Origin of the sequence: Bradyrhizobium commune (assembly GCF_015624505.1) — a bacterium.
GTDB classification, from domain to species: domain Bacteria; phylum Pseudomonadota; class Alphaproteobacteria; order Rhizobiales; family Xanthobacteraceae; genus Bradyrhizobium; species Bradyrhizobium commune.
In genome coordinates, this window is record NZ_CP061379.1 from 4,946,984 (window position 1) to 4,971,625 (window position 24,642).

General features: G+C 64.1%; 23 protein-coding genes. 5 read left to right on the forward strand and 18 right to left on the reverse strand.

Going from position 1 to position 24,642, the window contains the following annotated elements:
* Positions 1-2: 2 nt before the first annotated feature.
* The 18 genes from IC761_RS23450 to IC761_RS23535 all read right to left on the reverse strand — a co-directional run bounded on the left by IC761_RS23450 (position 3) and on the right by IC761_RS23535 (position 19,898).
* On the reverse strand, positions 3-659 hold the full coding sequence (locus IC761_RS23450; protein WP_195798994.1) for an HAD family hydrolase: 657 nt from the start codon (positions 657-659) through the stop codon (positions 3-5).
* Positions 660-679: 20 nt separating this feature from the next.
* Entirely contained in the window at positions 680-1,951 is a 1,272-nt protein-coding gene (locus IC761_RS23455) for a sensor histidine kinase (RefSeq protein WP_246791308.1), read from the reverse strand.
* Positions 1,952-2,157: 206 nt separating this feature from the next.
* Positions 2,158-3,348: a multiple monosaccharide ABC transporter permease gene (gene mmsB / locus IC761_RS23460; protein WP_195798995.1), complete on the reverse strand. Its 1,191-nt coding sequence runs from the start codon at positions 3,346-3,348 to the stop codon at positions 2,158-2,160.
* Complete coding sequence (mmsA, locus tag IC761_RS23465; RefSeq protein WP_195798996.1) at positions 3,345-4,922, reverse strand: multiple monosaccharide ABC transporter ATP-binding protein; 1,578 nt, start codon at positions 4,920-4,922, stop codon at positions 3,345-3,347. The genes mmsB and mmsA overlap by 4 nt, the downstream gene beginning before the upstream one ends.
* Before the next feature lie 88 nt (positions 4,923-5,010).
* Positions 5,011-6,078: a multiple monosaccharide ABC transporter substrate-binding protein gene (chvE, locus tag IC761_RS23470; RefSeq protein ID WP_195798997.1), complete on the reverse strand. Its 1,068-nt coding sequence runs from the start codon at positions 6,076-6,078 to the stop codon at positions 5,011-5,013.
* Between the two features lie 73 nt (positions 6,079-6,151).
* Positions 6,152-7,030, reverse strand: a complete 879-nt coding sequence (locus IC761_RS23475) for an SMP-30/gluconolactonase/LRE family protein (RefSeq protein ID WP_195804753.1) — start codon at positions 7,028-7,030, stop codon at positions 6,152-6,154.
* Positions 7,030-8,106, reverse strand: coding sequence for an aldose epimerase family protein (locus IC761_RS23480; RefSeq protein ID WP_195798998.1), 1,077 nt, complete (start codon positions 8,104-8,106; stop codon positions 7,030-7,032). Before IC761_RS23480 ends, IC761_RS23475 begins: the two co-directional genes overlap by 1 nt.
* A gap of 3 nt (positions 8,107-8,109) precedes the next feature.
* Positions 8,110-9,036, reverse strand: a complete 927-nt coding sequence (locus tag IC761_RS23485) for a Gfo/Idh/MocA family protein (protein ID WP_195798999.1) — start codon at positions 9,034-9,036, stop codon at positions 8,110-8,112.
* 2 nt (positions 9,037-9,038) lie between these two features.
* Positions 9,039-9,803 carry a FadR/GntR family transcriptional regulator gene (locus tag IC761_RS23490; RefSeq protein WP_195799000.1) on the reverse strand — a complete coding sequence of 255 codons (765 nt, stop codon included), beginning with the start codon at positions 9,801-9,803 and terminating at the stop codon, positions 9,039-9,041.
* Positions 9,800-10,780: a galactofuranose ABC transporter, permease protein YjfF gene (gene yjfF / locus IC761_RS23495; protein ID WP_195799001.1), complete on the reverse strand. Its 981-nt coding sequence runs from the start codon at positions 10,778-10,780 to the stop codon at positions 9,800-9,802. The genes IC761_RS23490 and yjfF overlap by 4 nt, the downstream gene beginning before the upstream one ends.
* Positions 10,777-11,769, reverse strand: a complete 993-nt coding sequence (locus IC761_RS23500) for an ABC transporter permease (RefSeq protein WP_195799002.1) — start codon at positions 11,767-11,769, stop codon at positions 10,777-10,779. Before IC761_RS23500 ends, yjfF begins: the two co-directional genes overlap by 4 nt.
* Positions 11,766-13,307, reverse strand: coding sequence for a sugar ABC transporter ATP-binding protein (locus IC761_RS23505; RefSeq protein WP_195799003.1), 1,542 nt, complete (start codon positions 13,305-13,307; stop codon positions 11,766-11,768). Before IC761_RS23505 ends, IC761_RS23500 begins: the two co-directional genes overlap by 4 nt.
* Before the next feature lie 118 nt (positions 13,308-13,425).
* The gene (gene ytfQ / locus IC761_RS23510; protein WP_195799004.1) at positions 13,426-14,391 is read right to left on the reverse strand and encodes a galactofuranose ABC transporter, galactofuranose-binding protein YtfQ; all 966 of its coding nucleotides are present in this window, start codon (positions 14,389-14,391) and stop codon (positions 13,426-13,428) included.
* Between the two features lie 367 nt (positions 14,392-14,758).
* On the reverse strand, positions 14,759-15,931 hold the full coding sequence (locus IC761_RS23515; protein ID WP_195799005.1) for a fumarylacetoacetate hydrolase family protein: 1,173 nt from the start codon (positions 15,929-15,931) through the stop codon (positions 14,759-14,761).
* 102 nt (positions 15,932-16,033) lie between these two features.
* Positions 16,034-17,011, reverse strand: coding sequence for a HEAT repeat domain-containing protein (locus IC761_RS23520; RefSeq protein WP_195799006.1), 978 nt, complete (start codon positions 17,009-17,011; stop codon positions 16,034-16,036).
* Between the two features lie 2 nt (positions 17,012-17,013).
* The gene (locus IC761_RS23525) at positions 17,014-17,247 is read right to left on the reverse strand and encodes a 4Fe-4S dicluster domain-containing protein (RefSeq protein ID WP_008141081.1); all 234 of its coding nucleotides are present in this window, start codon (positions 17,245-17,247) and stop codon (positions 17,014-17,016) included.
* Positions 17,248-17,278: 31 nt separating this feature from the next.
* Positions 17,279-19,021 carry a fumarate reductase/succinate dehydrogenase flavoprotein subunit gene (locus IC761_RS23530; RefSeq protein ID WP_195799007.1) on the reverse strand — a complete coding sequence of 581 codons (1,743 nt, stop codon included), beginning with the start codon at positions 19,019-19,021 and terminating at the stop codon, positions 17,279-17,281.
* A 103-nt stretch (positions 19,022-19,124) separates the two neighbouring features.
* Positions 19,125-19,898 (reverse strand): ferredoxin--NADP reductase, encoded by a 774-nt coding sequence (locus tag IC761_RS23535; RefSeq protein ID WP_195799008.1) that lies wholly within the window; start codon positions 19,896-19,898, stop codon positions 19,125-19,127.
* Between the two features lie 218 nt (positions 19,899-20,116).
* On the opposite strand from IC761_RS23535, the gene IC761_RS23540 reads away from it, so the two are divergent.
* From IC761_RS23540 to IC761_RS23560, 5 genes are all read left to right on the forward strand, one after another.
* On the forward strand, positions 20,117-20,413 hold the full coding sequence (locus tag IC761_RS23540) for a gamma-butyrobetaine hydroxylase-like domain-containing protein (RefSeq protein WP_195804754.1): 297 nt from the start codon (positions 20,117-20,119) through the stop codon (positions 20,411-20,413).
* 77 nt (positions 20,414-20,490) lie between these two features.
* Positions 20,491-21,264 (forward strand): Crp/Fnr family transcriptional regulator, encoded by a 774-nt coding sequence (locus IC761_RS23545; RefSeq protein ID WP_195799009.1) that lies wholly within the window; start codon positions 20,491-20,493, stop codon positions 21,262-21,264.
* A 165-nt stretch (positions 21,265-21,429) separates the two neighbouring features.
* Positions 21,430-22,851, forward strand: coding sequence for an ABC transporter substrate-binding protein (locus IC761_RS23550; RefSeq protein ID WP_195799010.1), 1,422 nt, complete (start codon positions 21,430-21,432; stop codon positions 22,849-22,851).
* A 35-nt stretch (positions 22,852-22,886) separates the two neighbouring features.
* Positions 22,887-23,750 carry an ABC transporter permease gene (locus IC761_RS23555; RefSeq protein ID WP_438265146.1) on the forward strand — a complete coding sequence of 288 codons (864 nt, stop codon included), beginning with the start codon at positions 22,887-22,889 and terminating at the stop codon, positions 23,748-23,750.
* Positions 23,747-24,619 carry an ABC transporter ATP-binding protein gene (locus IC761_RS23560; protein WP_195799012.1) on the forward strand — a complete coding sequence of 291 codons (873 nt, stop codon included), beginning with the start codon at positions 23,747-23,749 and terminating at the stop codon, positions 24,617-24,619. Before IC761_RS23555 ends, IC761_RS23560 begins: the two co-directional genes overlap by 4 nt.
* The last annotated feature ends 23 nt before the right edge of the window (positions 24,620-24,642 follow it).

The following is a 24,642-nucleotide window of genomic DNA, read 5'->3' on the forward strand; positions in this document are numbered from 1 at the left end:
AATCACGCCTCCCAGAAATCACCCATCCGCGCGAAGACCCGATCGGCTCCGGCGGCGGTCAATATAGCGCGACCGTCGCGGCTGCGATAATGGCTGCCGCCGACAAATCCCCAGACGGTCATGCCGGCCGCCTTGGCGGCCTGCACACCGCTGACGCTGTCCTCGATCACCAGGGCGCGCGAAGGATCGACCCGCATCTTCTCCGCGGCATAGAGAAAGAGGTCGGGGGCGGGCTTGCCATGCTTGACCATCTGTGCGGTGTAAAGCCGGCCATCGAAATGCGCTGCGAGGCCGGTCACATTGAGCGACAGCGAGACGCGATCGATATCGCTCGAAGAGGCGACACAGCGCGGCGACTTCAAATTGGACAAGACGGCGCTGACCTCAGGGATCGGCTGGAGCGCGCCCGCAAACGTCTCGAGCACGCGCGTTTTGAGCCGCGGCAAGAAATCATCGGGCAGAACCTCGCCGCGCTCGCGAAAATACTGCCCGATCGCAGCCGTGCTGCGCCCGAGAAAGAGCTCGAGCGCCTGCTCCACACTGAGCGCGAAGCCGAACTCGGCCAGCGCCTCCGACAGACACCGGCAGCTCAATAGCTCGCTGTCGACGAGCACGCCGTCGCAGTCGAAGATGACGAGATCGAGCTTGCCAGGATCCATCCGATCATTCGATCATATACTCATTGACTGGGCAATAGCTCAGGACTTGCCGGGCGTTCCGGGGCAACCCGCGGCAAAACAAGCCGAAATGCCGTGCCGGCGTCCGGCTTGCTTTCGAGCCGAAGCTGTCCGCCGAGGCGATCCACGACGATGCTGTGGACGATGTGCAGACCGAGGCCGCTCGCACCATCGTGCCGACGCGTCGTAAAGAAAGGATCAAAGGCCCGCCGCTCCACGTCCGGCGCCATGCCGCAGCCGTCGTCGGCAAACGAGAGCACGACATGTTCGTAACCGGCCGCACCGATCGAGACGTTGATGGTTCCCCGACGACCGCCGGGAAACGCGTGCGTCATCGCATTGACGGCGAGATTGGTCAGGACCTGGCCGAACGGCCCGGGATAGCTGTCCATCGCCAGACCCGGCGCGCAGCTGATGCTGAGCGCGATGTCACGCTGCCGCAGCTGGCGCTCGAACTGCGAGAGCACCTGCCCCGCCAGTTCGCCCGCGTCAAAGCTTCGTCGATGGGACTCGGTCTGATCGGCCGCGACCTGCTTGAAGGATTGAACGCGCTCGGCGGCCCGGCCGAGATTGGCGACCAGCTGTTCCGAGGCCTCACTGACCAGCTTCAGGAAGCCGGTCAAGGTCGAACGCCTGAGGTTACCGCGCGCGACTTCCGCCGCGAACAGCTCCGCCTTCCGCTGAAGCGTCGAGGCGACCGTCAGGCTGCTGCCGAGCGGCGTGTTGATCTCATGGGCGACGCCGGCGACCATTCGCCCGAGCGCGGCCAGTTTCTCGGCTTCGATCAGCGAGGCCTGGATGTCGCGCAAATGGCGAAGCGCGGTCTCGGCCGCGTCCCGGGCACTGCGAATGTCGCGCTCGGCGCGCTTGCGTTCGGTGATCTCCTCCGCGGCGACGTTGACCGCAATGATCTCGCCGCCCTGCGTTCGCAGCGGATGCCAATAGGTGACCCAGGAGCGCTCCTCGACCTGATCGGCGCGCTGGCCCGCGACCTCGATGCCGATGACGGGTTCCCCGGTCTCGACGATCGACCGCACGATCTGCTCGACGGAATCCGCCAGCGCAGGCACGCAATCCCTGACAAAGCGTCCAAGATGGCCTTCGACGGATATGCCACAGATCTCGGTCAGGCGCTGGTTGATCAGGAGATAGCGGCAGTCGCGCGACAGGCAGGCAAGCCCGATCGGTGCGGTATCGTAGATCAATTGCAACGCCGGCGTCGTCGAGACCAGCATCACCTCCGACGCCGACAGCGATATCGGTGTACTCGTCACGCAAGTTCCCCGTGCACGCTGCGCCCGCCCTATGACATTAGCACGGAGCGGGCCGTCGGTTGATCTAGATCAACATCGCATCGCGGACGGGCAGGCGTCTCAGGCCGGGAAACGGAGCCAGAAGGGACCTTTTGCACGATGTCGGCGTGGAAGATGGTGGGCACGGCGCAAGTGCGCCTTTTGCCCACTCTACGAGCATGATCCCATCACCGCCGCTGGTTATACACATCGATGCAGACCGCCCCGAGCAGCACCAGGCCCTTGATCACCTGCTGGTAATCGATGCCGATGCCGAGGATGGACATGCCATTGTTCATCACGCCCATGATCATGGCGCCGACCACCGCGCCGCCGACCCTCCCTACTCCACCGTACGCCGAGGCGCCGCCGATGAAGCAGGCGGCGATGACGTCGAGCTCGAAGCCGAGGCCCGCTTTCGGGGTCGCGGTGTTCAGCCGCGCGGCGAAGACGAGGCCGGCAAGGGCCGCGAGCACGCCCATGTTGACGAACGTGAAGAAGGTCAGCCGCTCGGTCTTGATACCCGAAAGTCCCGCCGCCTTGGCGTTGCCGCCGACGGCATAGATATGCCGACCGATCACGGTGCGGCGGGTGACGAAGCCGTAGAGCGCGATCAGGACGCTCATGATCACCAATACGTTGGGCAGGCCGCGGTAGGTCGCGATCAGGTAGGTGAAATACAGCACGGCGCAGGCGAGCACGACACTTTTGCCGAGAAAGAACGCATAGGGCTCGACCTCGATGCCATGCGAGACTTCACGCGCCCGGCTCTTGGCGCTGGCATAGACCAGCCCCAGCGCCAGCACGGCGCCGATCAGCATCGATGTCGGGTGCAGCGTACCGGCCTCGGGCAATAGCTCCGGAATGAAGCCCGACGACAGCTTCTGGAAGGTCGACGGGAACGGGCCGAGCGACTGGCCCTGCAACACCGCAAGCGCCAGCCCCTTGAATACGAGCATGCCGGCCAGCGTCACGATGAAGGACGGGATCTTGAAATAGGCGACCCAATAGCCCTGCGCCGCGCCGATTGCCGCGCCGACCACGAGGCAAGCGATGAAGGCGAGCGTGTAGTCGACCTTGTAGGTCACCATGAGAAGAGCGGCGACAGCGCCGACGAAGCCCGCAACCGAGCCGACCGAGAGGTCGATATGGCCGGTGACGATCACCAGCAGCATGCCCAGCGCCATGATGACGATGTAGCTGTTTTGCAGCACCAGGTTGGTGAGGTTGAGCGGCTGAAGCAGCGTGCCGCCGGTCATGACCTGGAAGAACAGCATGATCGCGATCAGCGACATCAGCATGCCGTAGTTGCGTAAGTTGTTCTTGATGAAGCTGCCGGTCCGGCGCTCCTCGGGCAGCGAAACCGTCTTGTCGGTCATGGCCGCACACCTCCCATCTCCGCGACCTCGGCCGCGCCGTTTCCATTGCTTCGTTCGTTGCGCATGATGGCGCGCATGATCTTTTCCTGCGTCGCCTCACGGCCAGGGAACTCACCCACGAACGCACCGTCGTTCATGACGCAGATGCGGTCGCAGATACCGAGCAGCTCGGGCATCTCGGAGGAGATCACCACGACGCCACGGCCGGCCTCTGCAAGCTCGTTGATGATACAGTAAATCTCGTATTTGGCACCGACGTCGATGCCCCTTGTCGGCTCATCCAGGATCAGGACTTTCGGGTCGGTCATCAGCCATTTCGACAGGACGACCTTCTGCTGGTTGCCGCCGGAGAGCTGGCCGGTCTCCTGGTAGACGTCGGAACAGCGGATGCGCATCCGGTTCCGGTAGTCGCTGGCGACCTTCAGCTCGGCGATATCGTCGATCACCCTGCCCGGCGCGACCTGGTCGAGGCTTGCCAGCGTAATGTTCTTGCGGACGTCGTCGGCGAGGATCAGCCCGAGCTGCTTGCGGTCCTCGGTGACATAGGCAAGGCCGGCATCGATCGCCGCGGCGACGCTCGGCAGCGCGATCTCACGGCCTTCGAGGGCGATGCGACCGCTGATATTGGTGCCCCAGGACCGGCCGAACAGGCTCATGGCGAATTCGGTGCGGCCGGCGCCCATCAGCCCGGCGATTCCGACCACCTCGCCGCGCTTGACGCCGAAATTGACGTTCTTGATCACCTGCCGGTCGGGATGGATGGGGTGATAGACCGACCAGTTGATAACTTCGAGCACGGGCTCGCCGATCTTCGCGCTGCGTTCGGGAAAGCGGTGGGCGAGATCGCGGTTGACCATGCTGCGGATGATGCGATCTTCCTGGATCGGCTCGGCATGGCAATCAATGCTGTCGACGGTGCGGCCGTCGCGCAGCACGGTGATGTGGTCGGCGACCTTGGCAACTTCGTTGAGCTTGTGCGAGATCAGGATCGAGCCGATGCCCTGCGCGCGGAACGCCATCAGGCGCTCGAGCAATGCGGCGCTGTCGGCCTCGTTGAGGCTCGCGGTCGGCTCGTCCAGGATCAGCATGCGCACCCGCTTGGAGAGCGCCTTGGCGATTTCGACCAGCTGCTGCTTGCCGACGCCGAGATCGGTGATCAGCGTGTCCGGCGATTCCTTCAGGCCGACCTGCGCCAGCAGCTCGCGGGTGCGCCGGTAGACCTCGTCGCGATCGATCACGCCGAATTTTGACGGCGGGTGCGAGAGAAAGATGTTTTCCGCGATCGACATCAGCGGGATCAGCGCGAGCTCCTGATGAATGATGATGATGCCGAGCGCCTCGGAATCGTTGATGTCGCGGAAGCGGCGCTCCTCGCCCTCGAAGACGATGGTGCCTTCGTAGCTGCCTGCCGGGTAGACCCCACTCAGGACCTTCATCAGCGTCGATTTGCCGGCGCCGTTCTCGCCGACGAGGGCGTGGATCTGGCCCGCCTCGACCGAGAAGTTGACGTCGCGCAGCGCCTGCACACCGGCAAAGCTCTTGCTGACGTTGCGCATCTCCAGCATGGCGGTCATGGCGTCTTGTCCTTTAGTGCCCGTGTCGAGAGAGCCCCTCATCCCGACCCTCTCCCCGTGAGAACGGGGAGAGGGAGAAGAGAGAGCCTTACTGGAACTGCGACTTCTTGTAGTAGCCGCTGTCGACCAGCGTCTTCTCCCAATTGTCCTTGTAGACCACGACCGGCTTCAGGAGATAGGACGGAATCGTCTTGACGCCGTTTTCGTAGGTCTTGGTGTCGTTGACGGTGACCTGCTTGCCGGCGAGCGCGGCGTCGACCATGTCGGCGGTCACCTTGGCGAGGTCGCGGGTGTCCTTGAAGATGGTCGAGTACTGGTCGCCGCGCAGCATCGCCTTGATCGAGGGTACCTCGGCGTCCTGGCCCGAGATGATCGGCATCGGCTGGTCGGCGCTGCCGTAGCCGACGCCCTTCAGCGATGAAATAATGCCGATCGAAAGCCCGTCATAGGGCGACAGCACGGCGTTCACCTTCTTGTTGCCGTAATAGGCGCTGAGCAGATTGTCCATGCGGGCCTGCGCAGTGGCACCGTCCCAGCGAAGGGTCGCAACCTTGTCCATGCCCATCTGGCCGGAGACGACGACGAGCTTGCCGCTGTCGATATACGGCTTCAGCACGCTCATCGCCCCGTTGTAGAAGAAGTAGGCGTTGTTGTCGTCGGGCGAGCCGCCGAACAGCTCGATGTTGAAGGGGCCCTTGCCGTCCTTCAGGCCAAGGCCTTGCACGATCGAGTCCGCCTGGAGCACGCCGACCTGGAAATTGTCGAAGGTCGCGTAATAGTCGACGTTCGGCGTGCCGCGGATCAGGCGGTCATAGGCGATCACGGTGATGCCCTTTGCTTTCGCCTGCTTCAGCACGTCGGACAGCGTGGTGCCGTCGATCGCGGCGATCACCAGCGCCTTGGCGCCCTTGGTCACCATGTTCTCGACCTGCGAGAGCTGGTTCGGAATGTCGTCCTCGGCATATTGCAGATCGGTGTTGTAGCCGCGCTCCTTCAGCACCTTGACCATGTTGTTGCCATCGTCGATCCAGCGCGCCGACGACTTCGTCGGCATGGCGATGCCGACGGTCGCCTTCTCCTGCGCGGAGGCAGGCGCGATCATCGCAGCGGCGCTCGCAACGGCGAGTGCAAAAAATGTCGTCTTCAGTTTCAGCATGTTTCACTCCCTTGGGTATCAGACTGTTTGTTAGGTCGTCGAGAAACTCTGGTCGTGTGTGGCCTCTGGTCTCCTATGCGAGCTTGACATCAGGCTCCGCGCGCCCACGTGCGGACGCTTGGAGCAGAAAGGTGCACCCCGCTTGCGGATCGGCAGCGCGCGCCGACGCGTCCATGTCCTGCCAGGCGGAGGTAACGAGCAGGCGCGACAGGTCCGGGCCGACAAAGGCCGGACAGCTCGCCTGCTTGGCGGGCACGTGCAGCGAGCGCAGGCGTTCGCCCTGCGGAGAGTAGACGTCGACGCGGCTTGCGCCCCAGCAGGCATTCCAGATTTGCCCGTCGGCGTCGCACACGGAGCCGTCGAGGCCCCCAATGCCGGTGTGACGCAACAGCACCTCCGGCTCGCCGCGCGGCAGGCCGGTCGCGGGATTGAGCGGCACCGCATAGAGCACCGCGCGCGGGGTATCGGTGAAGTAGCCGGTCGCACCGTCCGGCGAGAAGCAGATCGAGTTGGGGATGCTGATGCCCGGAAACAGCGTCGATATCTTGCCGCGATGGAGCGCGTAGATCGCCCCCGCCTTCGGCTCGGCCTTGCGCCCCATGGTACCGATCCAGAACGTGCCGGATTGATGCACGCGGCAATCATTGGAGCGCGTGGCGGGATTATCCGCCTCGAGCGGCAGGAACGGCGTCATCGTCTCGTCGGAGAGTGTGCGGATGTACAGACCGTCCTCCGCGACGATCAGCTGGCGCTCGGCATCGATGCGCGCAAGCGCGCTCGCCATCCGACCGAGCGCGTGGACACGGATGCTGCGGCCAGCGAGATGCGCCTCGAACAGCTTCCCTTCGCCAATGTCGAACCACCACGCCGTGTCGGTGGTCACATCATAGGTCGGCCCTTCGCCGAGATGACAAGGATGGTCGGATAGAACTGACGTCGGCACGTCTTCCATCATGACGCCCTCACCGCAAAACGATAGACGGTGTGATACCGGTAGACCGCGCCGGGATCGAGGCGCGGGCTCGGGAAATCCGGCCGGTTCGGCGAATTCGGCCAGATGTGCGGCTCCAGGCACATGGCGTCCGACTGCCGGATCAGCTTGCCGCCCTTGCCCGACATGGTGCCGTCGAGATAATTGCCGGAATAGACCTGAAGCCCGGGCTGATTGGTGAAGAGCTCCATGATCCGCCCCGAACGCGGCGCCTCCAGCCGCGCCGCAAGTGCGAGCTTGCCGTCACGGGCGAGACAATAAGTGTGGTCATATCCCCTGCCGTTGCGCAATTGTTGATCGCTCTCGCGGATGCGCGCCCCCACCGGCCGCGCCTCACGGAAGTCGAACGGCGTGCCGGCCACGCTGCGCGGCGGCTCCGGCAGCGGAATGGCGGTGGGGTCGATGGCGAGGAAGTGCTCGGCCGCGACCATCAGCTTGTGGTCGAGGATGGGCGTACCCGACGTTGCCCCCTCGAGGTTGAAGAAGCTGTGGTTGGTCAGGTTGACGATGGTCGGCCGGTCCGTCCGCGCTTCCATGGTCAGTGACAATTCGGTCGGGCCGGTGACGCAATAGGTCAGCCGCACGTCGAGCTTGCCGGGATAATTCTCCTCACCATGCGGGCTGGTGTAGGTCAGCGTCACCGCGGGCCCAGCGCCCTCGTCGATGTCGGCAATCGCCCAGAGCTTGCGGTCGAAGCCGTCGAGGCCGCCATGCAACGCATTTGGGCCGTTGTTGACGGGAAGCTGGAAGGCCTCGCCGTCGAGCGAGAACTGGCCTTTTTCAATGCGGTTGGCGTAGCGGCCGACGGTGGCGCCGAGAAACTTCCGCTCGGCGAGATAGGCGGCAAAGGCATCGTGACCGAGCACGACGTCATCCGTACCGCCTTTGGCGTCCGGCGCGATCAGCGCCTGGATCACCGCGCCATGGGTGATGATACGGGCCTCGAAGCCACCCTCGCCGCGCAGCACGATGCGATCCACATTGCGGCCGTCCGGCAGCGTTCCGAACACATCTTTTGTTATTTTTGAGCCAGCCATTTTCTAGTCCATAAAGGGTTCGACGATCGTGCGCTCGCCGAGCAGGAAGGAGTCGGCGACGAGACGGAGCGGCGCCAGGTCGACATCGCTGGCGCCGGTCGCCGCGAGCACAACGAAGCGGCGGTAGAGCTCGCGATATTCCTCGTCCGGCGCCTCGGATATGATCTTTCCGTCGACTGCCATGACCCTGCCACCGCGGGACAAACTCATCCGGCCCTGATCGGTTTCCACGACGATATCCCAGCTCTGCGGCCCGGTCTGGCGGAAGTCGAATTCGGCCGTGATCGGCGTGTCGCCGATATCGGTCAGCGTCAGGTTCGCGGCGATCGGCGCCTGGCGATTGGCCGGAAAGGCCAGCTCGGCCGCGGTGACGAACACGGACTTCGGCAGGATGCGGGTCAGGATCGACAACGCGTTGATGCCGGGATCGAACACGCCGAGCCCGCCCGGTTCCCAGATCCAGGCCTGGCCGGGATGCCAGACGCGGACGTCCTCCTTCCAGTTGATGTGTACCGACCTGATCCGCCGCGTCGCGAGCCATTCACGTGCCGGCTCGACGGCCGGCGCGTAGCGGGAATGCCAGGTCGCAAACAGAGTTCGCTTCGCATCCGCCGCCATCGCGATGAGAGGATCAAGCTCGGCGACGCCGGTGCCGGGTGGCTTCTCCAGCATGACATGCTTGCCGGCCGCGAGCGCCGCGGCGGCCTGCGCGCGTCGCACCTGCGGCGGCGTGCAGAGCGACACCGCATCGATCGGCGGGCCCTTGTGCAGCAGTTCCTCGATGGTCGCAAAATGCGGCAAATTCGACAGCGAGGCGTTGCGGCTCGCGACGGCGGCAAGCGCCGCGCCCGCTGTCGCGGCGATCGCGCCAACATGCTGATCGCGCGCGATCTTGCCGAAGCCGACGATGGCGATGCGAAGGTCAGTCACGTTCATTCTCCCGTATCCGCCGATGGCAGCGCCTCGGCTGTCTCGATCACGGTGCCCTCATGGCGGCGCATGCCGTTGTGAATGACGAAGATCATCGCTTCCGACGCCGTTTCGGCATCGCCGGCTGCAATCGCATCGACGATCTTCTGATGCCAGAGCAGCACGGTGTCGCGATCCTCAAGCTCGACCGGTGCGCTGAGCAGGAACGAGGCGCGCAAGGCCGCCTCGATGACATGCCCGATCGAGCGCATGAACAGATTGCCGGAGGCCCGTGCCACCGCGACGTGGAGCGCGAGATCGGCATCGGCAAAGCCGACGGAATCGGAACCTTCAAGCCGCATGCGGTCCATGCTGCGGCGAAGCTCGGCCAAGTCCTCCTCCGAGCGCCGCGCCGCCGCAAGCACGGCCGCGCGCGGCTCGACGGCGAGACGAATTTCGGCGAGGTCGTTGAGGAACCGCTTGTCGATACCGGCGTCGAGATGCCAGGCCAGCACGTCGGCATCGAACATGTTCCAGGCGGCGCGCTCACGCACGACGGTGCCGACCCGGGCCTTGGTGGTCAAAAGCCCCTTGGCGACCAGCGTCTTCACGCTCTCCCGCAGCACGGGGCGCGACACGCCGAACATCGCCGTCAGCTCGGCATCGCCTGGCACCCGCGTGCCCTCTGCATAACGGCCGGCGATGATGTCGACTCCGATCGAGCGCGCCACTTCCGCATGGTTGGAATGGGCCCGCCGGGTCGGGATGACGACGATGCGCGAGGTCATGAAACCGCTCCCGCGCGGTTCGCCGACGGCCGGCGCGCCAGCGCGACCAACCCCTGCTGCAAGGCGATGAAAGCGAACAGCAGCACGCCGGTCGCGATCTTGGTCCACCAGCTCGACAGCGTTCCGTCAAAATTGATGTAGGTCTGGATCATGCCCTGGATCAGCACGCCGAGGAACGTGCCGATCACCGAGCCCTGCCCACCCGTGAGCAACGTGCCGCCGATTACGACCGCGGCGATGCTGTCGAGCTCTACACCAACGGCGGAGAGCGAATAGCCGGCGCTGGTGTAGAGGGAGAACACGATGCCGGCGATGCCTGCAAGCAGGCTCGACAGCATGTAGATTTTGACCGTCATCTTGCCGACGGCGACGCCCATCAGGCTTGCGGTGGCCCGGCTGCCGCCGAGCGCGTAGACATTGGCGCCGAACCTCGTGAGATGCAGCAGCAAGGCGCCGCCGATCACGATCACGAGCATGATGATCGCGATCGCCGTCAGCCGCCCGCCGCCGGGCATGCGCAACGCAAAGTCGGACACGGTCGAATAGATCGGCGCGGTGATCGGCACCGATTCCGTCGAGAGCAGGAAGCTCGCACCGCGCGCCAGAAACATGCCGGCGAGCGTCACGATGAAGGGCGGCAGGTCGAACACGTGAATGATTGCGCCCATCGCCGCCCCGAAGGCCGCCGACAGCGCGAGGATGGCAACGAACGCGACCAGCGGCGGAACGCCCCAGCGCTCGATCGCGAGCGCCACGAACACGGTGGTGAAGCCGATCACCGAGCCGACCGAGAGATCGATGCCGCCGGAGATGATGACAAAGGTCATGCCGGTCGCGACGATGCCGAGGAAGGCGTTGTCGGTGAGGAGATTGCCGACCACGCGGGTCGAGGCAATATTGGGAAACTGCGCGGCGCAGCCGGCGAAGCCGAGGACGAGCACGATGGCGGTGATCAGGACGGGCGGCAGGCCTTTCATGGTTTCGTCCTCCGCGGCCGCGCCATGATGCCGGCAAAGCCGGACAGCTTTGGCGATTGCAGCAAGAGCACCGCGAGCACCACCACCGCCTTGACCAACAAATTGAACTCCGGTGGGTAGCCTGACAACAGGATGCCGGTGTTCATGGTCTGGATGATCAGCGCGCCGAGCACGGCGAGAACGAGGCTGAAGCGCCCGCCGAACAGCGAAGTGCCGCCGATCACCACGGCGAGAATCGCATCGAGCTCGAGCCAGAGGCCGGCATTGTTGGCGTCCGCGCCCATGATGTCGGCTGCGGCGATCACGCCGGCGAGCGCGGCGCAGACGCCGCACCAGACATAGACCGCCAAAATCATCGCGCGGGTGCCGACGCCGGCAAGCTCGCTCGCCCGCGCATTGCCGCCGGTCGCCTCGATCAGCAGCCCGAGCGCCGAACCGCGCACCACGACGCCGGTCAAAATCAGCATGCCAAGCGCGACTGCAACCGGCACTGGCAGGCCGAGGATGGAGCCGTTGCCCAACCAGACCAGGTCGGGCGACGAGAAGGTCACGATGCGCCCTTCGGTGATCAGCTGGGCGATGCCGCGCCCCGCCACCATCAGGATCAGCGTCGCCACGATCGGCTGCATGCCGAGCACGGCGACGAGAAAGCCATTCCACAATCCGCAAACAAGACCGGCACCGAGCGCGGCCGCCAGCACCACCGGCAGACCATGGCTGTCGGCGAGGCTTGCCGCGATCGCACCGGAGATCGCCATCACCGCGCCGACCGAGAGATCGATGCCGCGGGTCGCGATCACCAGCACCATGCCGAGCGACAGCAGCGCCACCGGCGTGCCGCGGTTGAGCACATCGATGAGACTGCCGAACAGTCGGCCGTCCTGAAGGCGCAAATCGAAGAATTGCGGCGACACCACGCGGTCGACCGCGAGGATCACGATCAGGGCCAGGATCTGGGCAAGGCCGCGACGCGGCAGCAGCGCGGTCATGCACGCGCCTCCTGCATCGCCGCGCCGTCGGCGGCGATGGCCGTGAGAATGTTGGTGACGTCGATCGCCTCGCCCGACAATTCCTCGACATGGGCGCGATCGCGCAGCACCACGACGCGATCGGAATAGGTCACGATCTCATCCAGCTCGGAGGAGATCACGAGCAGCGCGAGCCCGTCGTCACAGAGCTCGCGGATCAGGCGGATGATCTCGGCATGCGCGCCGACATCGATGCCGCGGGTCGGCTCGTCCAGCACCAGAAGCCGCGGCGCGGTCGCGAGCCAGCGCGCCAGCAGCACCTTTTGCTGATTGCCGCCGGAGAGCAGGCCGACGGGCCGTTCGGCATCGGGCGGGCGGATGTCGAGCATCTTGACGTAACGACGCGCGATCTCATCCTGCTCGCGGCGCGACAGTGGCCTGTACAGACCTCGCTTGGCCTGGAGCGCGAGCACGATGTTCTCGCGCACGGTGAGCTCGGCGACGATGCCGTCGGTCTTGCGCTCCTCCGGGCAATAGCCAAAGCCATGGCGTACGCCGTCGCGCGGCGACTGGAGCCGCACCGGCGCCCCCTCCACTTTCGCCTGCCCGCGATCGGCGCGCTCGGCGCCGAACACCAGCCGCGCTGTCTCGGTCCGGCCCGAGCCGAGCAGGCCGGCGAGACCGACGACCTCGCCATGACGCAGCTCGAGATTAAATGGGGTGACATAGCCGGCCTTGCCGTAATTCTCGAAGCTCGCACAGACTTTTCGCGCCTGATGCTCGTGCGAGGCCGCCCGCGCGCCGGTGGTTTCCGCAAGCTCGCGTCCGAGCATCATTCGGATCAGGTCGAGCCGCGGCAACGAGGCGGTCTCGCGCTCGCCGACCAGGCGGCCGTTGCGTAGCACGGTGATGCGGTCGGAAATTTCGTAGACCTGGTCGAGGAAATGGCTGACAAAAACGATGCCGATACCGCGCTTGGCGAGCTGGCGCATGATGCGGAAGAGGATCTCGACCTCGTGACGGTCGAGGCTAGCGGTCGGCTCATCCAGGATCAGCACGCGCGCCGAGAGATCGACTGCGCGCGCGATCGCAGTGACGTGCTGGATGGCAACCGAATAATTGCCGAGGGGCGCTCCGACGTCGATGTCGAGGCCAAAGTCCGCGAGCAGCGTCTTGGCGCGGCGGCGTATCTCGCCCTCGCGGACGATGCCGAAGCGCATCGGCTGCCGGTCGAGAAACAGGTTCTGCGCCACCGAGAGATTCGGCAGCAGGTTGACCTCCTGGTAGACCGTGGCGATGCCGGCCTGAAGCGCGGCCTTGGCCGAGCGCGGCGCGACCTCATCGCCTCCTAAGCGGATCACACCGGCATCGCGCGGGAACACACCGGTGACGACCTTGATCAGCGTCGATTTTCCGGCGCCATTCTCGCCGAGCAGCGCATGGATCTCACCGGCGCGAAGCGTGAAGTCGACCTCCTGCAACGCGCGCACCGTGCCGAAACTCTTGCTGATCCCGCGCGCCTCCAGCAGGGAAGGAGCAGGATCAAGGCTGTTCTCCATAGCGACGTCACTCCCACCGGCGCCCGCTTATGCCGCGGACGCCCAGCCTATTCGTTCGCGCAGCGGAATCGAAGGGGCTTGCAGCGCGGGACCACATGGTCCCGCGCTGCATCTCGCCTCAGTAGCCGAGGCCCTTCTTGCTGTCGTAGATCTTCTGCGGATCGTCAGCCGCCGTATAGAGTTTCGAATCCGTCTGGATCCATTTCGGCGGAACAGCGCCCTTGTCCTTGAAGGCCGCGATGGCGTCGAGCGCCGGGCCCGCCATGTTCGGCGTCAGCTCGACCGTGGCATTGGCTTCGCCCGCGGCCATCGCCTTGAAGATATCAGGGACCGCGTCGATGGAGACGGTGAGGATGTCCTTGCCTGGCTTGAGGCCGGCTTCCTTCATCGCCTGGATCGCACCAACCATCATGTCGTCATTGTGCGCATAGACCGCGCAGATCGACTTGCCGCCGCCTTCGGCCTTGATGAAGCTCTCCATGACTTCCTTGCCCTTGGCGCGGGTAAAGTCGCCAGTCTGGCTGCGCACCACTTTCAGGTTCGGATGCTTGGCTACGGCCGTGTCAAAACCCTTCTTGCGGTTGGCGGCGACGCTGGCGCCGACCGTGCCCTGCAATTCGACGATATTGCAGGCCTTCTCGCCGACCGTCTTGGCCAGCCAGTCGCCGGCGACCTCGCCTTCGTGCACGCTGTCCGAGGTGACGGCGGTGAGATAGAGGTCCTTGCCGGAAGGATCGATGTCGCGGTCGAGCAGCACGACCGGGATCTTGGCCTCCTTGGCTTCCTTCAGCACCGAGTCCCAGCCGGTCGAGACCACGGGCGCAAGGAAGATCGCATCGACGTTCTGCGCGATGAAGGAGCGGATCGCCTTGATCTGGTTCTCCTGCTTCTGCTGGGCGTCGGCGATCTTGAGATTGACCTTGCGCTTGGCGGCCTCCTGCTTGGAGACCGAGGTCTCGGCCGCGCGCCAGCCGGATTCCGATCCGATCTGCGAGAAGCCGATGGTGAGCTCGGCCGCACCGGCCGGGAGCGCGAGCAGCAACGCGGCCATGGCGCTGGCCGCATAGAGGGCTTTGAGGGTCATCAGGCGTGTCTCCCAAAAGACGTCTTGTGTTATTCCGGGCGCTCGTTGGTAACATCGCACCCGAAGACCGCCCTTTGCGGGCGACGAGCGGCACTATTTCACGGAAGACAGGTTCCGACTAGTCATATTATCTGACTATTCGGATGAAATGATGAGAAGATGGGCTGACTGCGCACATGACACGCCAAGCGCGATTTTGTTCCGTCGATGCAACGCGGAGATGAAGAAAATGATGCGACCTGGATGAAGCCACACCCGTCATGGCCGGGCTTGTGCCGGCCATCCACGCCTTGCCACACGGCACGAAGAACGTGGATGCCCGGGACAGGCCCGGGCATCACGGCCGTGGATAGAGAGAGGCGAAGACCTAGATCAGCTTCCGCTGCGCGAGGTTCTTCATCAGCGCGCCGATGCCGAAGGTCCAGGGCTCGCACTCGTCGCTGGTGCGCATGCGGTTGACGAGCTTGCCGAGCTGGGGCGCGGCGATGGTGACGATGTCGTCGCGCTTGTGGGTAAACCCCTGCCCCGGCGCATCGCGATCCTTGACGGGTGCGAACATCGTGCCGAGGAACAGCACGAAGCCATCAGGATATTGATGCACCTTGCCGATGGTCTGCTCGACGAGGTCGGTCGGATCGCGGCTGATCTTGCTGATCGAGGAATGGCCGTCGAGGACAAAGCCGTCGGTCCCCTTCACGTTCAGGCCGATGTCGAGCCTGCGCGCGTCGTCGAGCGTGAAGGTATCGTCGAACAGACGCAGCAGCGGGCCGATCGCGCAGGACGCGTTGTTGTCCTTGGCCTTCGACAGCAGCAGCGCCGAGCGTCCTTCGAAGTCGCGCAGGTTCACGTCGTTGCCGAGCGCGCCGCCGACGATCTTGCCGCGGCTCGACACGAACAGCACGAGCTCCGGCTCTGGGTTGTTCCAGGTCGATTTCGGATGCAGGCCGGCGTCCATGCCGGTGCCGACCGAGGACATGGTCGGCGCCTTGGTGAAGACCTCGGCATCCGGGCCGATCCCGACTTCGAGATACTGGCTCCAGGCGTTCTGGTCGATCAGCACCTGCTTCAGGTGCATCGCCTGGTCCGAGCCCGGCTTGAGCTTTGACAGATCGTCGCCGATCAGCCGCGTCACTTCTTTGCGGATTGCTTCGGCCGAAGCCGGATTGCCCTTGGCCCGCTCCTCGATCACGCGCTCCAGCATCGAGATGGCGAAGGTGACGCCAGCCGCCTTCAAGGTCTGGAGATCGACCGGCGCGAGCAGCCAGGGCTTCTTGGGGTCACGCCCATCGGGCGCCGTGTTGGCAACGATCGCATCGAGATCGCCGATGCGCTCGCCCCTGGTCGCGGCGAGGGCCTTGGCCGGATTGTCTTCCTCGCAGAGCGCGCTGACGGTCGGAAATTTTGCGGTGACGTCGAAGACACCATCGGCGCGGATGGCGACCACGGCCGGGCCGTTCACCTGCGGCAGCCAGAGGCGGCCGACCAGCGTACCCCGCACGCCATCCTCGGGGAGAAGGTCTTTCACGGACAGTGTCGTCATGACCGGCGTCCTCGCTGTTTCTAAGGACCGGCCGCGCTCATAGCGGCCGATCCCATTGGCGAAGACCAATAAACGTCTGGCAGGGGAAGTCCAGAGCGGCGGCTATGCCCCTGCCCGCGCCTTTCGCGCCGCGATCTGCTGGAGCGCCCAGCGCGCGTTCTTGCGCACGTCGGGATCGGCATCGTCGGCGATCACGGCAAGGAATGCTTCACCGTCAGGGTGGGCGATCTCGCCGAGTGCTGCGGCGGCTTCCTTCCGCAAGTTTGCCTGATCATGATTGATGCAATTGCCGACCGGCCGTACCGCGCGCTCGATCTTCATCTTGCCGAGGCTGCGGATCGCCTTCAGGCGGACCTGCCAGAATTCATCGGCAAGCGAACCGATGAGCTGGTCGGCCGCGATCGAACCGTTGACGTTGAGGCCGAGTGTCTCGGCGGCCATCTCGCGGACCATCCAGTCCGAATCCTTCAGCGCACGCGTGATCGTCTCCGCCGCGGGCTTCATCTGCGAGAACGCCAGCGCGCTCACCGCGGCGCGGCGCACATGGGCATCGGGATCGTTGATCAGCGCCGTCAGCGCGGGGATCGATTCTTCGAGCTTGAGGAAGCCGATCACGCCGATCGCCTGGACGCGCACGGCGGCATCGGAATCCTGGAGCGCTTCCAGCGCCGGCTTCAGCGTGTCCTTGCAGCGCAGCTCCTTCAGCGCGCGCAGCGCGCCCATGCGGACGAAGGCGTGAGTGTGCTTGACCAGCGGCAGGATGATTTCGGCGCAGGCCGGATCCTTGAACTCGGCCATGCTGTCGGCCGCGGCCGATGCCACGATTCGTTCGGGATCAACCAGCAGCTTCACCAGCGCGCTCGCCGCCTCCGGCCCGTCGAACTCGCCGAGCGCCATCGCGACCTGCTGGCGCACGCCGGCATCGGGATCGGCGACCATGTTGGCGAGATGGCCGACCGCTGCGGGATCGCCGGAATGGCCGAGCGCGATGATGGCGACGCGGCGTTCGGCGGGATCGGCAGCCTGAAGCCGCTCGTCGGCGTCTTCGAGATCGTCGTAGGATTCGAACGGACTCGACATGATCACCTCAGGAGATAGGGAATGTTGACGGTGACGGCGCCGGTCGGGCAATCGGCCTCGCAGGGCATGCAGTACCAGCACTCGTCATAGGCCATATAGGCCTTGCCGGTCATGTCGCTGATGCGGAGCACGTCGAGCGGGCAGACGTCGACACAGACGGTGCAGCCCTTGTCGGCGATGCATTTGGCGTCGTCGACGACCACCGGAACCGAAGTCTGATAGGACGCGAGAGGCATTTGACGTCTCCTGTTGCTCTGGTGCGGTGGATCAGGCGGTGGCGCGGATGCGCTGCTTGTCGTAGAGGTCCTTCTCGTCGTCGGCGATCGGGACGACATAGGGCTCGACCGCGCGCTTCTCGCTGGTCATCTTGCCGTTCTGCTTCGACAGCAGCGTGTGGCAGAACCAGTTCTCGTTGTCCTTCTCAGGGAAATCCGTGCGCCAGTGGTAGAGGCCCCAGCGGCTTTCCTCGCGGTAGAGCGAGGCATGCACGGCCATATCGGCGCAATCCATGATCGATTGCACTTCGAGCGCACGAAGCAGCTCATGCGCATTGCGCGCGATCATGCGCTCCTGCATGTCCTCGCGCGCCTCGGCGAGACGGCGCATGCCAAGCTCGTATTTGCGCGTGACTTTTGGCGGCTGGAGGTAGTCGTTGACGAGACGGCGGGTCTTGTACTCGATCTGATTCGGCGGAATGCCGTCCTCGCGCTTGGTCGGCGCCAGCACACGGTCGCGCTCCTTGGCGACATCAGCGGCGTCGAACTCCGCAAAGTCGTGATTGTCGGCGAACTCCATCGCGTCGATACCGGCGACCGAGCCGTTGGTGAAAGCGCCCAGCATGTAATTGTGCGGCACGCTCGCCATGTCGCCGGCGGCATAGAGGCCGGGCACGGTGGTGCGGGCATTGTCGTCGACAAACACGCCGGAGGCGCTGTGGCCGGAGCAGAAGCCGATCTCAGAAATGTGCATCTCGATCGACTCGTTGCGGTAATCGACCCCGCGCCCCTGCTGGAACAGGCCGCGCGTGGGACGCTCGACCTTGTGCAGGGTCGATTCGATTTCCTCGATCGTGTTCGGATGGAGGTGCTTGAGCTGGAGGAACACGGGGCCCTTGCCGGAGAGCAGCTCGTTATAGAATTCGAGCATCATCTGGCCGGACCAGTAGTCGCATTCGATGAATCGTGAGCCTTGGTTATTGGCCGTAAACGCGCCGAAGGGACCGGCGACGTAAGCGCAGGCCGGGCCATTATAGTCCTTGATCAGCGGATTGATCTGGTAGCATTCGAGGTTCGCGAGTGCGGCACCGGCATGGTAGGCCATCGCGTAGCCGTCGCCGGAATTGGCGGCATTCTCGTAGGTGCCGAACATGTAGCCGGAGGTCGGCAGGCCGAGGCGGCCGGCAGCCCCCATGCACAGGATCACGGCCTTGGCCTTGATCACCAGGATCTCAGCGGTACGGGTGTTGACGCTGATCGCGCCGGCGATGCGGCCATCCGAAGACTTCAGCAGCCGCGTCGCCATGTAGCGGTTCGAGATCAGGATGCGGGCACGTCGGAGCTGGCGATACAGTGCCTTCTTCACGGTCTCGCCATTCGGCATCGGCAGCACGTAGGTGCCGATGTGGTGCACCTTCTTGACGGCATAGTCGCCGTTCTCGTTCTTCAGGAAGCGGATGCCGAAACTGTCGAGCTCTTCGATGATCTCAAAGCAGTTCTGGGCGTATTTATAGACCGCCTTCTGATCGACGATGCCGTCGTTGGCAATGGTGATTTCCTTGGTGTACTGCTCCGGCGTCGCATAGCCGGGGATGACGGCGTTGTTCAAGCCGTCCATGCCCATCGAGATCGCACCGGAGCGCTTGACGTTGGCCTTTTCGAGCAGGACGACATTGGCCTTCGGGTTCTTCAGCTTCGCTTTCAGCGCCGCCATCGGGCCGGCCGTGCCGCCGCCGATGACGAGCACATCGCAGGAAACCTCCGAAAGTCCGTCGACGATCTGATCTAGTGCCATCGCTTGCTCCTGGTTCGCCGGCGCACCGGTGCTTCTGCATCAGATTTGTTCAGGTGGCTTTCCGGCGATAGCAATTAGTTGTCGCCAGGACGCGAATTGCGCCTCAGCGCTCGACAAAAGCCTTTTCGATGACGAAGTGGCCGGGCTGGCTGTGATTGCCCTCGACAAACCCGCGCGCGGTGAACATCGCGGGGAGTTCCTCGAGCATCGCCGGGCTGCCGCACAGCATGATGCGATCGGTCTCGATGTCGAGGCCGGACCGCCCGATATCGTCGAACAGCTGGTTCGATGCGATCAGATCGGTGATGCGGCCACGGTTCCGGAACGGCTCGCGGGTGACGGTCGGGTAATAGACCAGCTTGTCGCGGATCAGGGGGCCGAAGAATTCGTGGTTGCACAGGGCGTCGACGAGGTGCTCGCCATAGGCCAGCTCGGAGACCTGGCGACAGCCATGGGCGAGCACGATGGTCTCGTAATTCTCGTAGACATCAGGGTCCTTGATCAGGCTGGCGAACGGCGCGAGGCCCGTTCCGGTCGAGAGCAGCAGCAGACGCTTGCCCGGAATGAGATTGCCGGTGATCAGCGTGCCCGTCGCCTTGCGGCCGACCAGGATGATGTCGCCTTCCCTGATCTTCTGGAGGCGCGAGGTCAGCGGACCGTCCTGCACCTTGATCGAGAAGAATTCAAGCGCTTCCTCATGATTGGCGCTCGCCATGCTGTAGGCCCGCATCAACGGCTTGCCCTCGACCTCCAGGCCGATCATCGCGAACTGGCCGTTCTGGAAGCGGAAGCCGGGATCGCGCGTCGCGGTGAAGCTGAACAGGGACTCGGTCCAGTGCCGGACCGACAAAACCGTTTCCTTCTGAAATGCGCTCATCCGTCGTCTCTCCATGCCTTGGTTGCGCACAAGGTTTCGGAGAGAGGAGAGTCCGGCAACGCGGAAGTAAAATTCCCGGTCGATTAGTTTCACATTTCGCGGGCGATGATTGAAGAGCAGGCACACGGTCACACAAGCTGCGCGTCCGCGCTGGCAATTAGTTGCTATTCGCGCGCGCCAGCGCGGGCGTAGAGAGAGATCGGAGGTTCGTCATGACCATGACCCTGGTGGCACCGACCTTGGCTGATTATGAAGCGAGCGCCGATCTCGCGACGCTCCTCGTCCGTACCACCGAGGGCGACGCGCTCAGCGTGTCCGCCGAAACACTCCGCCTCTCCTGCAAATGCGCCCACTGCACCCGCGCCCGCTTCGACGGCCGCTTCCCCGACGGGTTTCCGGGGATTGCCATCGTCGAGATCGGCGATCTCGGTTACGGGCTGAACATCTCGTTTTCGGATGGGCACAATCGCGGGATTTACCCCACGCCGTATCTGCTGAGCCTGGCGGGGCGTTAGTCGCCCGTTTGCCCGGCCCCCATCTGGCACGGACATTGCTCCTCTTTAGAACGATTTGAACGTTCCGGAGGCAGGTGATGTTGCAGGCGGCGAGTGCGGTTCGCGGGGCGGTTCCCCCGGCAGTCCGGCCTGCGGGCAGTTCCTCGCTGCTGCTCACCGAGAACCAGCAATGGATCGGCGGGCCGCCGCCGCTGATGGACAAGCTGACGCCACGCGAGCGGGAGCTGGTGCTGAAGCAGGGCCGCCGCAAGGTGCTCAACCGCGGCCAGACACTGTTCAGCCAGGGCGGCAAGCATGACGGCATCTGGCTGGTCGAGAGCGGCCGCATCCGCGTGTTCTACACTTCCCCGCTCGGCCGCGAGATCACACTCGCCTATTGGCATGTCGGCAATTTCGTCGGCGGCCCCGAAGTGTTCGAAGGCACCGTGCATCAATGGTCCGGTGTCGCATCCAGCAATTGCAGCGTCGTGCACCTGCCCGGAAAGGAACTGCGGTCGCTTGCCGTTGAGATTCCGAACCTCGCGATCGGCCTGATCGAAGGCCTCACCTTCAAGGGCAAATGCTATTCGGCGCTGGCCCAGATGCTGGGAACGCGCTCGATCACGCAGCGCCTTGCGCATCTCTTGCTGCATCTCGTCGATCTCTATGGCGTCGAGGATGCTGACGGCCGCGTGATCGCGGCGGCCTTCACCCATGCCGACATCGCCCACATGGTCGGCGCGACCCGGCAATGGGTCACCATCAGCCTGAAGCGGATGCAGGAGAAGGGAATCGTCTTGACCAAGCGGTCGCAGATCGTGGTGTGCCGAACCGACATCCTGGAAGAGATGCGCGGCCAAGCGGCCGATTGAGGCCGGTGCCCAGGCAAGCGGCTTTATAGTGCAGGACTGCCCAAGGAGTATGCAATCAGCTTTTCCCGGCAACTAATCGACTGCGGCACCCATTCCGGATTTGCCCTGTCCGCGCCCCCACCCAATCATGGCAACCACAGCACATCCAACCGAATGAGGATGAGAATGGTCCGCCATCTTCCCACGCTCTCGATCGCGATGTCGGTGACGTCGCTGGCGCTAATCCTCGCGCAGCCGGCCTCGGCGGAAACCGTCACGCTCGGCATCGGAACGCAGGACACCACGACCAACACGGTGACCGCCGGCGTCGTCATCCGCCAGCTTCACCTGCTCGAAAAATACCTGCCGAAGGACGGCAAATACGCCAACATCAAGTTCGAGCTGGAGTGGCAGAATTTCACCTCCGGTCCGCCCGTCACCAATGCGATGATGGCGAACAAGCTGCAAATCGGCATGATGGGCGACTATCCGCTGATCGTGAACGGCTTCACCTTCGACAGCAATCCGGAAAGCAAGAGCCGCCTGATCGGCATCGCCGCCTACAGCCTCTCCGGCTCCGGCAACGGCATCGTCGTTCACAAGGATTCGCCCTATTACGATCTCGCCGATCTCAAGGGCAAGCTCGTCAGCGTGCCCTTCGGCTCGGCCGCGCACGGCATGGTGCTCAAGGCGATGCAGGATCGCGGCTATTCGTCCGATTTCTTCCAGCTCGTCAGCCAGAGTCCCGAAGTCGGCTCGACCAATCTCCAGGAAAAGAAGATCGACGCGCATGCCGACTTCGTCCCCTTTGCAGAATTGCTGCCGTTCCGCGGTTTCGCGCGAAAAATCTTTGACGGCGTCGAGACCAATCTGCCGACCTTCCACGGTATCGTCGTCCGCACCGACTTCGCCGAGAAATATCCGGAGGTCGTGGTTGCCTACTTCAAGGCGCTGATCGCCGCCAACCAGTGGCTTCGCGACGATCCGAAACTCGCCGCGGAAAAGATCCAGGAATGGACCGGTATCAACAAGGAAGTCGTCTACATCTTCCTTGGCCCCAGCGGCAACATGACCACCGATCCCACGATCAAGCCGGCGCTGATCGATGCCGCCGCGACCGACGTCAAGGTTCTTCAGAACCTCGGCCGCATGAAGGAGTTCGATCCGAAGAAATGGGTCGACGACAGCTACATCCGCAAGGCCTATGCCGAGATGAAGCTCGACTATGACGCGCAGCTTGCGAGCACCAAGAACTACGAGATCTCAGGCGAAGACGCTTTCTGCAAGAAGCCGGTCACGGATCCGCGCAAGGCCGGCGAGGTCTGGGTCGATGAGGCCGGCATCATGCCGTTCTCGTCGGCGAGCTGCACGCTCGGCGCCTACGCGGACTTCAAGGCCAAAGGCAAGAAGATCAACGTCGCCTATGTCTTCGACACCATTCGCGGCATCAAGCTGTTCGCCGACCAGGCCTTCTTCGCGGTCGGCAATGGCGAGGTCGCGCCGTTCCTGCTGAAGAAGGACGCCGAAGCCTATGCCGGCAAGATCAGCGGCAAGGTGCTCGGCTTCGACGACGCGGTGAAGGCGGCAGTCAGCGGAGGCAAGACGTGAGCAGTCCCGCCATCCTCAGACAGTCCGAGGACAGCATGCCGGCAATTGCAGAGGCGGGCCCCGCGCCCGCCGCCGCGCCGCCCGCAACACCGCCCTCCTTCGGTACGCTCGCGCTGCGCTGGTACCGTCTCAATCAGGGCCGGCTGCGCGCGACCGCGATCGGCATCATTTCGCTGCTCGCGTTCCTGCTGGTCTGGCACCTGCTCACGACCTACCGCGTCGTATTCTTCGTGCGCTTCACCAACGTGCCCTCGCCGCTCGCGGTCTATGCGAGCTTCGCCAAGGCGATCCACGATCCCAAGTTCCTGCTGCACATCGCACTCAGCTGCCGGCGCATCTTCATCGGCTTCTCGCTCGCGGCGATCGTCGGCGTGCCGCTCGGCCTGATCATGGGCCGCTTCAAGCTTGTCCATGAGATCATCTTCCCGGTCGCCGAGGTGCTGCGGCCGATCCCAGCGATCGCGTGGGTGCCGATGGCGATCATGCTGTGGCCGACCAACGAGCAGAGCATCGTCTTCATCACCTTCCTCGGCTCGTTCTTCCCGATCCTGATCAACACACTGCACGGAATGTCCTTGGTCGATCCCGTGCTGGTGCGCGCCGCGCAATGCCTCGGCGCCCGCGAGCGCTCGATCTTCCGCGAGGTGTATTTCCCGGCCTCGCTGCCGCACATCTTCACCGGCCTCACGGTCGGCATGGGCGTGGCGTGGGTCTCGCTGATCGCGGCCGAGATGATCTCGGGCCAGTACGGCATCGGCTACTTCACCTGGGAAGCCTATTCGCTGGTTCAATATGCCGACATCGCGCTCGGAATGATCGCGATCGGCGTGCTTGGGCTCGGATCGAGCCTGTTGATCCGTGGCGCCGGGCAATTGGTGATGCCGTGGAGGTCGACATGAGCGAGATGCTGACGACCCCGTCGAAAGGCCATATCGAGGTCAGGAATTTTTCCCTCAGCTATGACAGTATCGAGGGACCGGTTCAGGCCGTCACTGACACACAGATCCACGTGAAGCCCGGCGAGTTCGTCTCGATCGTCGGTCCCTCCGGCTGCGGAAAGTCCACGCTCCTTAACGCAGTCGCGGGCTTCCTGAAACCCACCACAGGCATTGTCACCGTCGACGGCGAGCGGGTGAACGGACCCAGTGCCGAGCGCGGCATGGTGTTCCAGCAATATTCGCTGTTTCCCTGGAAGACGGTGCGGGAGAACGTCGAATTCGGCCTGAAGATGCGCGGCATGGCCCGCTCGCAGCGCGAACGCGCCGCGCGCACGCTGCTCGGGCTCGCCGGCCTCGAGGCGTTCGAAAAGCATTATCCGGAAAAGCTTTCCGGCGGCATGAAGCAGCGCGTCGGCATCGTGCGCGCGCTGGCCACGGGACCGAAGGTGCTGCTGCTCGACGAGCCCTTCGGTGCGCTCGACGCGCAGACCCGCGTCATCATGCAGCAGATCCTCACTAACATGTGGCAACGGCTGAAAATCTCGGTGCTGTTCGTCACCCACGACATCGACGAAGCCATCTTCCTGTCCGACCGCGTCTACTGCATGACCGCACGCCCCGGCTCGATCAAGGCGGAGATCCCGATCCCGCTGGAGCGGCCAAGGCAGCAGTCGATGATGATGTCGTCGGAGTTTCTGGCGCTGCGCCGCGGGCTGATGTCGCTGATCCGCGAGGAAAGCATCAAGGCGATGGGCGGCGAGATCAACGACATGGGCCTACAGGGCCTCAACATCGAGCTGCACGGGCATTCGCTGGCGGATGTGATTTGATGTCACCTCGCCCCGCTTGCGGG

Bases quoted from the DNA above. Each gene is read 5' to 3' on its own strand.
- IC761_RS23450 (WP_195798994.1), bottom strand. From the start codon at position 659: ATGGATCCTGGCAAGCTCGATCTCGTCATCTTCGACTGCGACGGCGTG.
- mmsB (WP_195798995.1), bottom strand. From the start codon at position 3,348: ATGACCGACAAGACGGTTTCGCTGCCCGAGGAGCGCCGGACCGGCAGC.
- mmsA (WP_195798996.1), bottom strand. From the start codon at position 4,922: ATGACCGCCATGCTGGAGATGCGCAACGTCAGCAAGAGCTTTGCCGGT.
- chvE (WP_195798997.1), bottom strand. From the start codon at position 6,078: ATGCTGAAACTGAAGACGACATTTTTTGCACTCGCCGTTGCGAGCGCC.
- IC761_RS23475 (WP_195804753.1), bottom strand. From the start codon at position 7,030: ATGGAAGACGTGCCGACGTCAGTTCTATCCGACCATCCTTGTCATCTC.
- IC761_RS23480 (WP_195798998.1), bottom strand. From the start codon at position 8,106: ATGGCTGGCTCAAAAATAACAAAAGATGTGTTCGGAACGCTGCCGGAC.
- IC761_RS23490 (WP_195799000.1), bottom strand. From the start codon at position 9,803: ATGACCTCGCGCATCGTCGTCATCCCGACCCGGCGGGCCCATTCCAAC.
- yjfF (WP_195799001.1), bottom strand. From the start codon at position 10,780: ATGAAAGGCCTGCCGCCCGTCCTGATCACCGCCATCGTGCTCGTCCTC.
- IC761_RS23500 (WP_195799002.1), bottom strand. From the start codon at position 11,769: ATGACCGCGCTGCTGCCGCGTCGCGGCCTTGCCCAGATCCTGGCCCTG.
- IC761_RS23505 (WP_195799003.1), bottom strand. From the start codon at position 13,307: ATGGAGAACAGCCTTGATCCTGCTCCTTCCCTGCTGGAGGCGCGCGGG.
- ytfQ (WP_195799004.1), bottom strand. From the start codon at position 14,391: ATGACCCTCAAAGCCCTCTATGCGGCCAGCGCCATGGCCGCGTTGCTG.
- IC761_RS23515 (WP_195799005.1), bottom strand. From the start codon at position 15,931: ATGACGACACTGTCCGTGAAAGACCTTCTCCCCGAGGATGGCGTGCGG.
- IC761_RS23520 (WP_195799006.1), bottom strand. From the start codon at position 17,011: ATGTCGAGTCCGTTCGAATCCTACGACGATCTCGAAGACGCCGACGAG.
- IC761_RS23525 (WP_008141081.1), bottom strand. From the start codon at position 17,247: ATGCCTCTCGCGTCCTATCAGACTTCGGTTCCGGTGGTCGTCGACGAC.
- IC761_RS23530 (WP_195799007.1), bottom strand. From the start codon at position 19,021: ATGGCACTAGATCAGATCGTCGACGGACTTTCGGAGGTTTCCTGCGAT.
- IC761_RS23535 (WP_195799008.1), bottom strand. From the start codon at position 19,898: ATGAGCGCATTTCAGAAGGAAACGGTTTTGTCGGTCCGGCACTGGACC.
- IC761_RS23540 (WP_195804754.1), top strand. From the start codon at position 20,117: ATGACCCTGGTGGCACCGACCTTGGCTGATTATGAAGCGAGCGCCGAT.
- IC761_RS23545 (WP_195799009.1), top strand. From the start codon at position 20,491: ATGTTGCAGGCGGCGAGTGCGGTTCGCGGGGCGGTTCCCCCGGCAGTC.
- IC761_RS23550 (WP_195799010.1), top strand. From the start codon at position 21,430: ATGGTCCGCCATCTTCCCACGCTCTCGATCGCGATGTCGGTGACGTCG.
- IC761_RS23555 (WP_438265146.1), top strand. From the start codon at position 22,887: ATGCCGGCAATTGCAGAGGCGGGCCCCGCGCCCGCCGCCGCGCCGCCC.
- IC761_RS23560 (WP_195799012.1), top strand. From the start codon at position 23,747: ATGAGCGAGATGCTGACGACCCCGTCGAAAGGCCATATCGAGGTCAGG.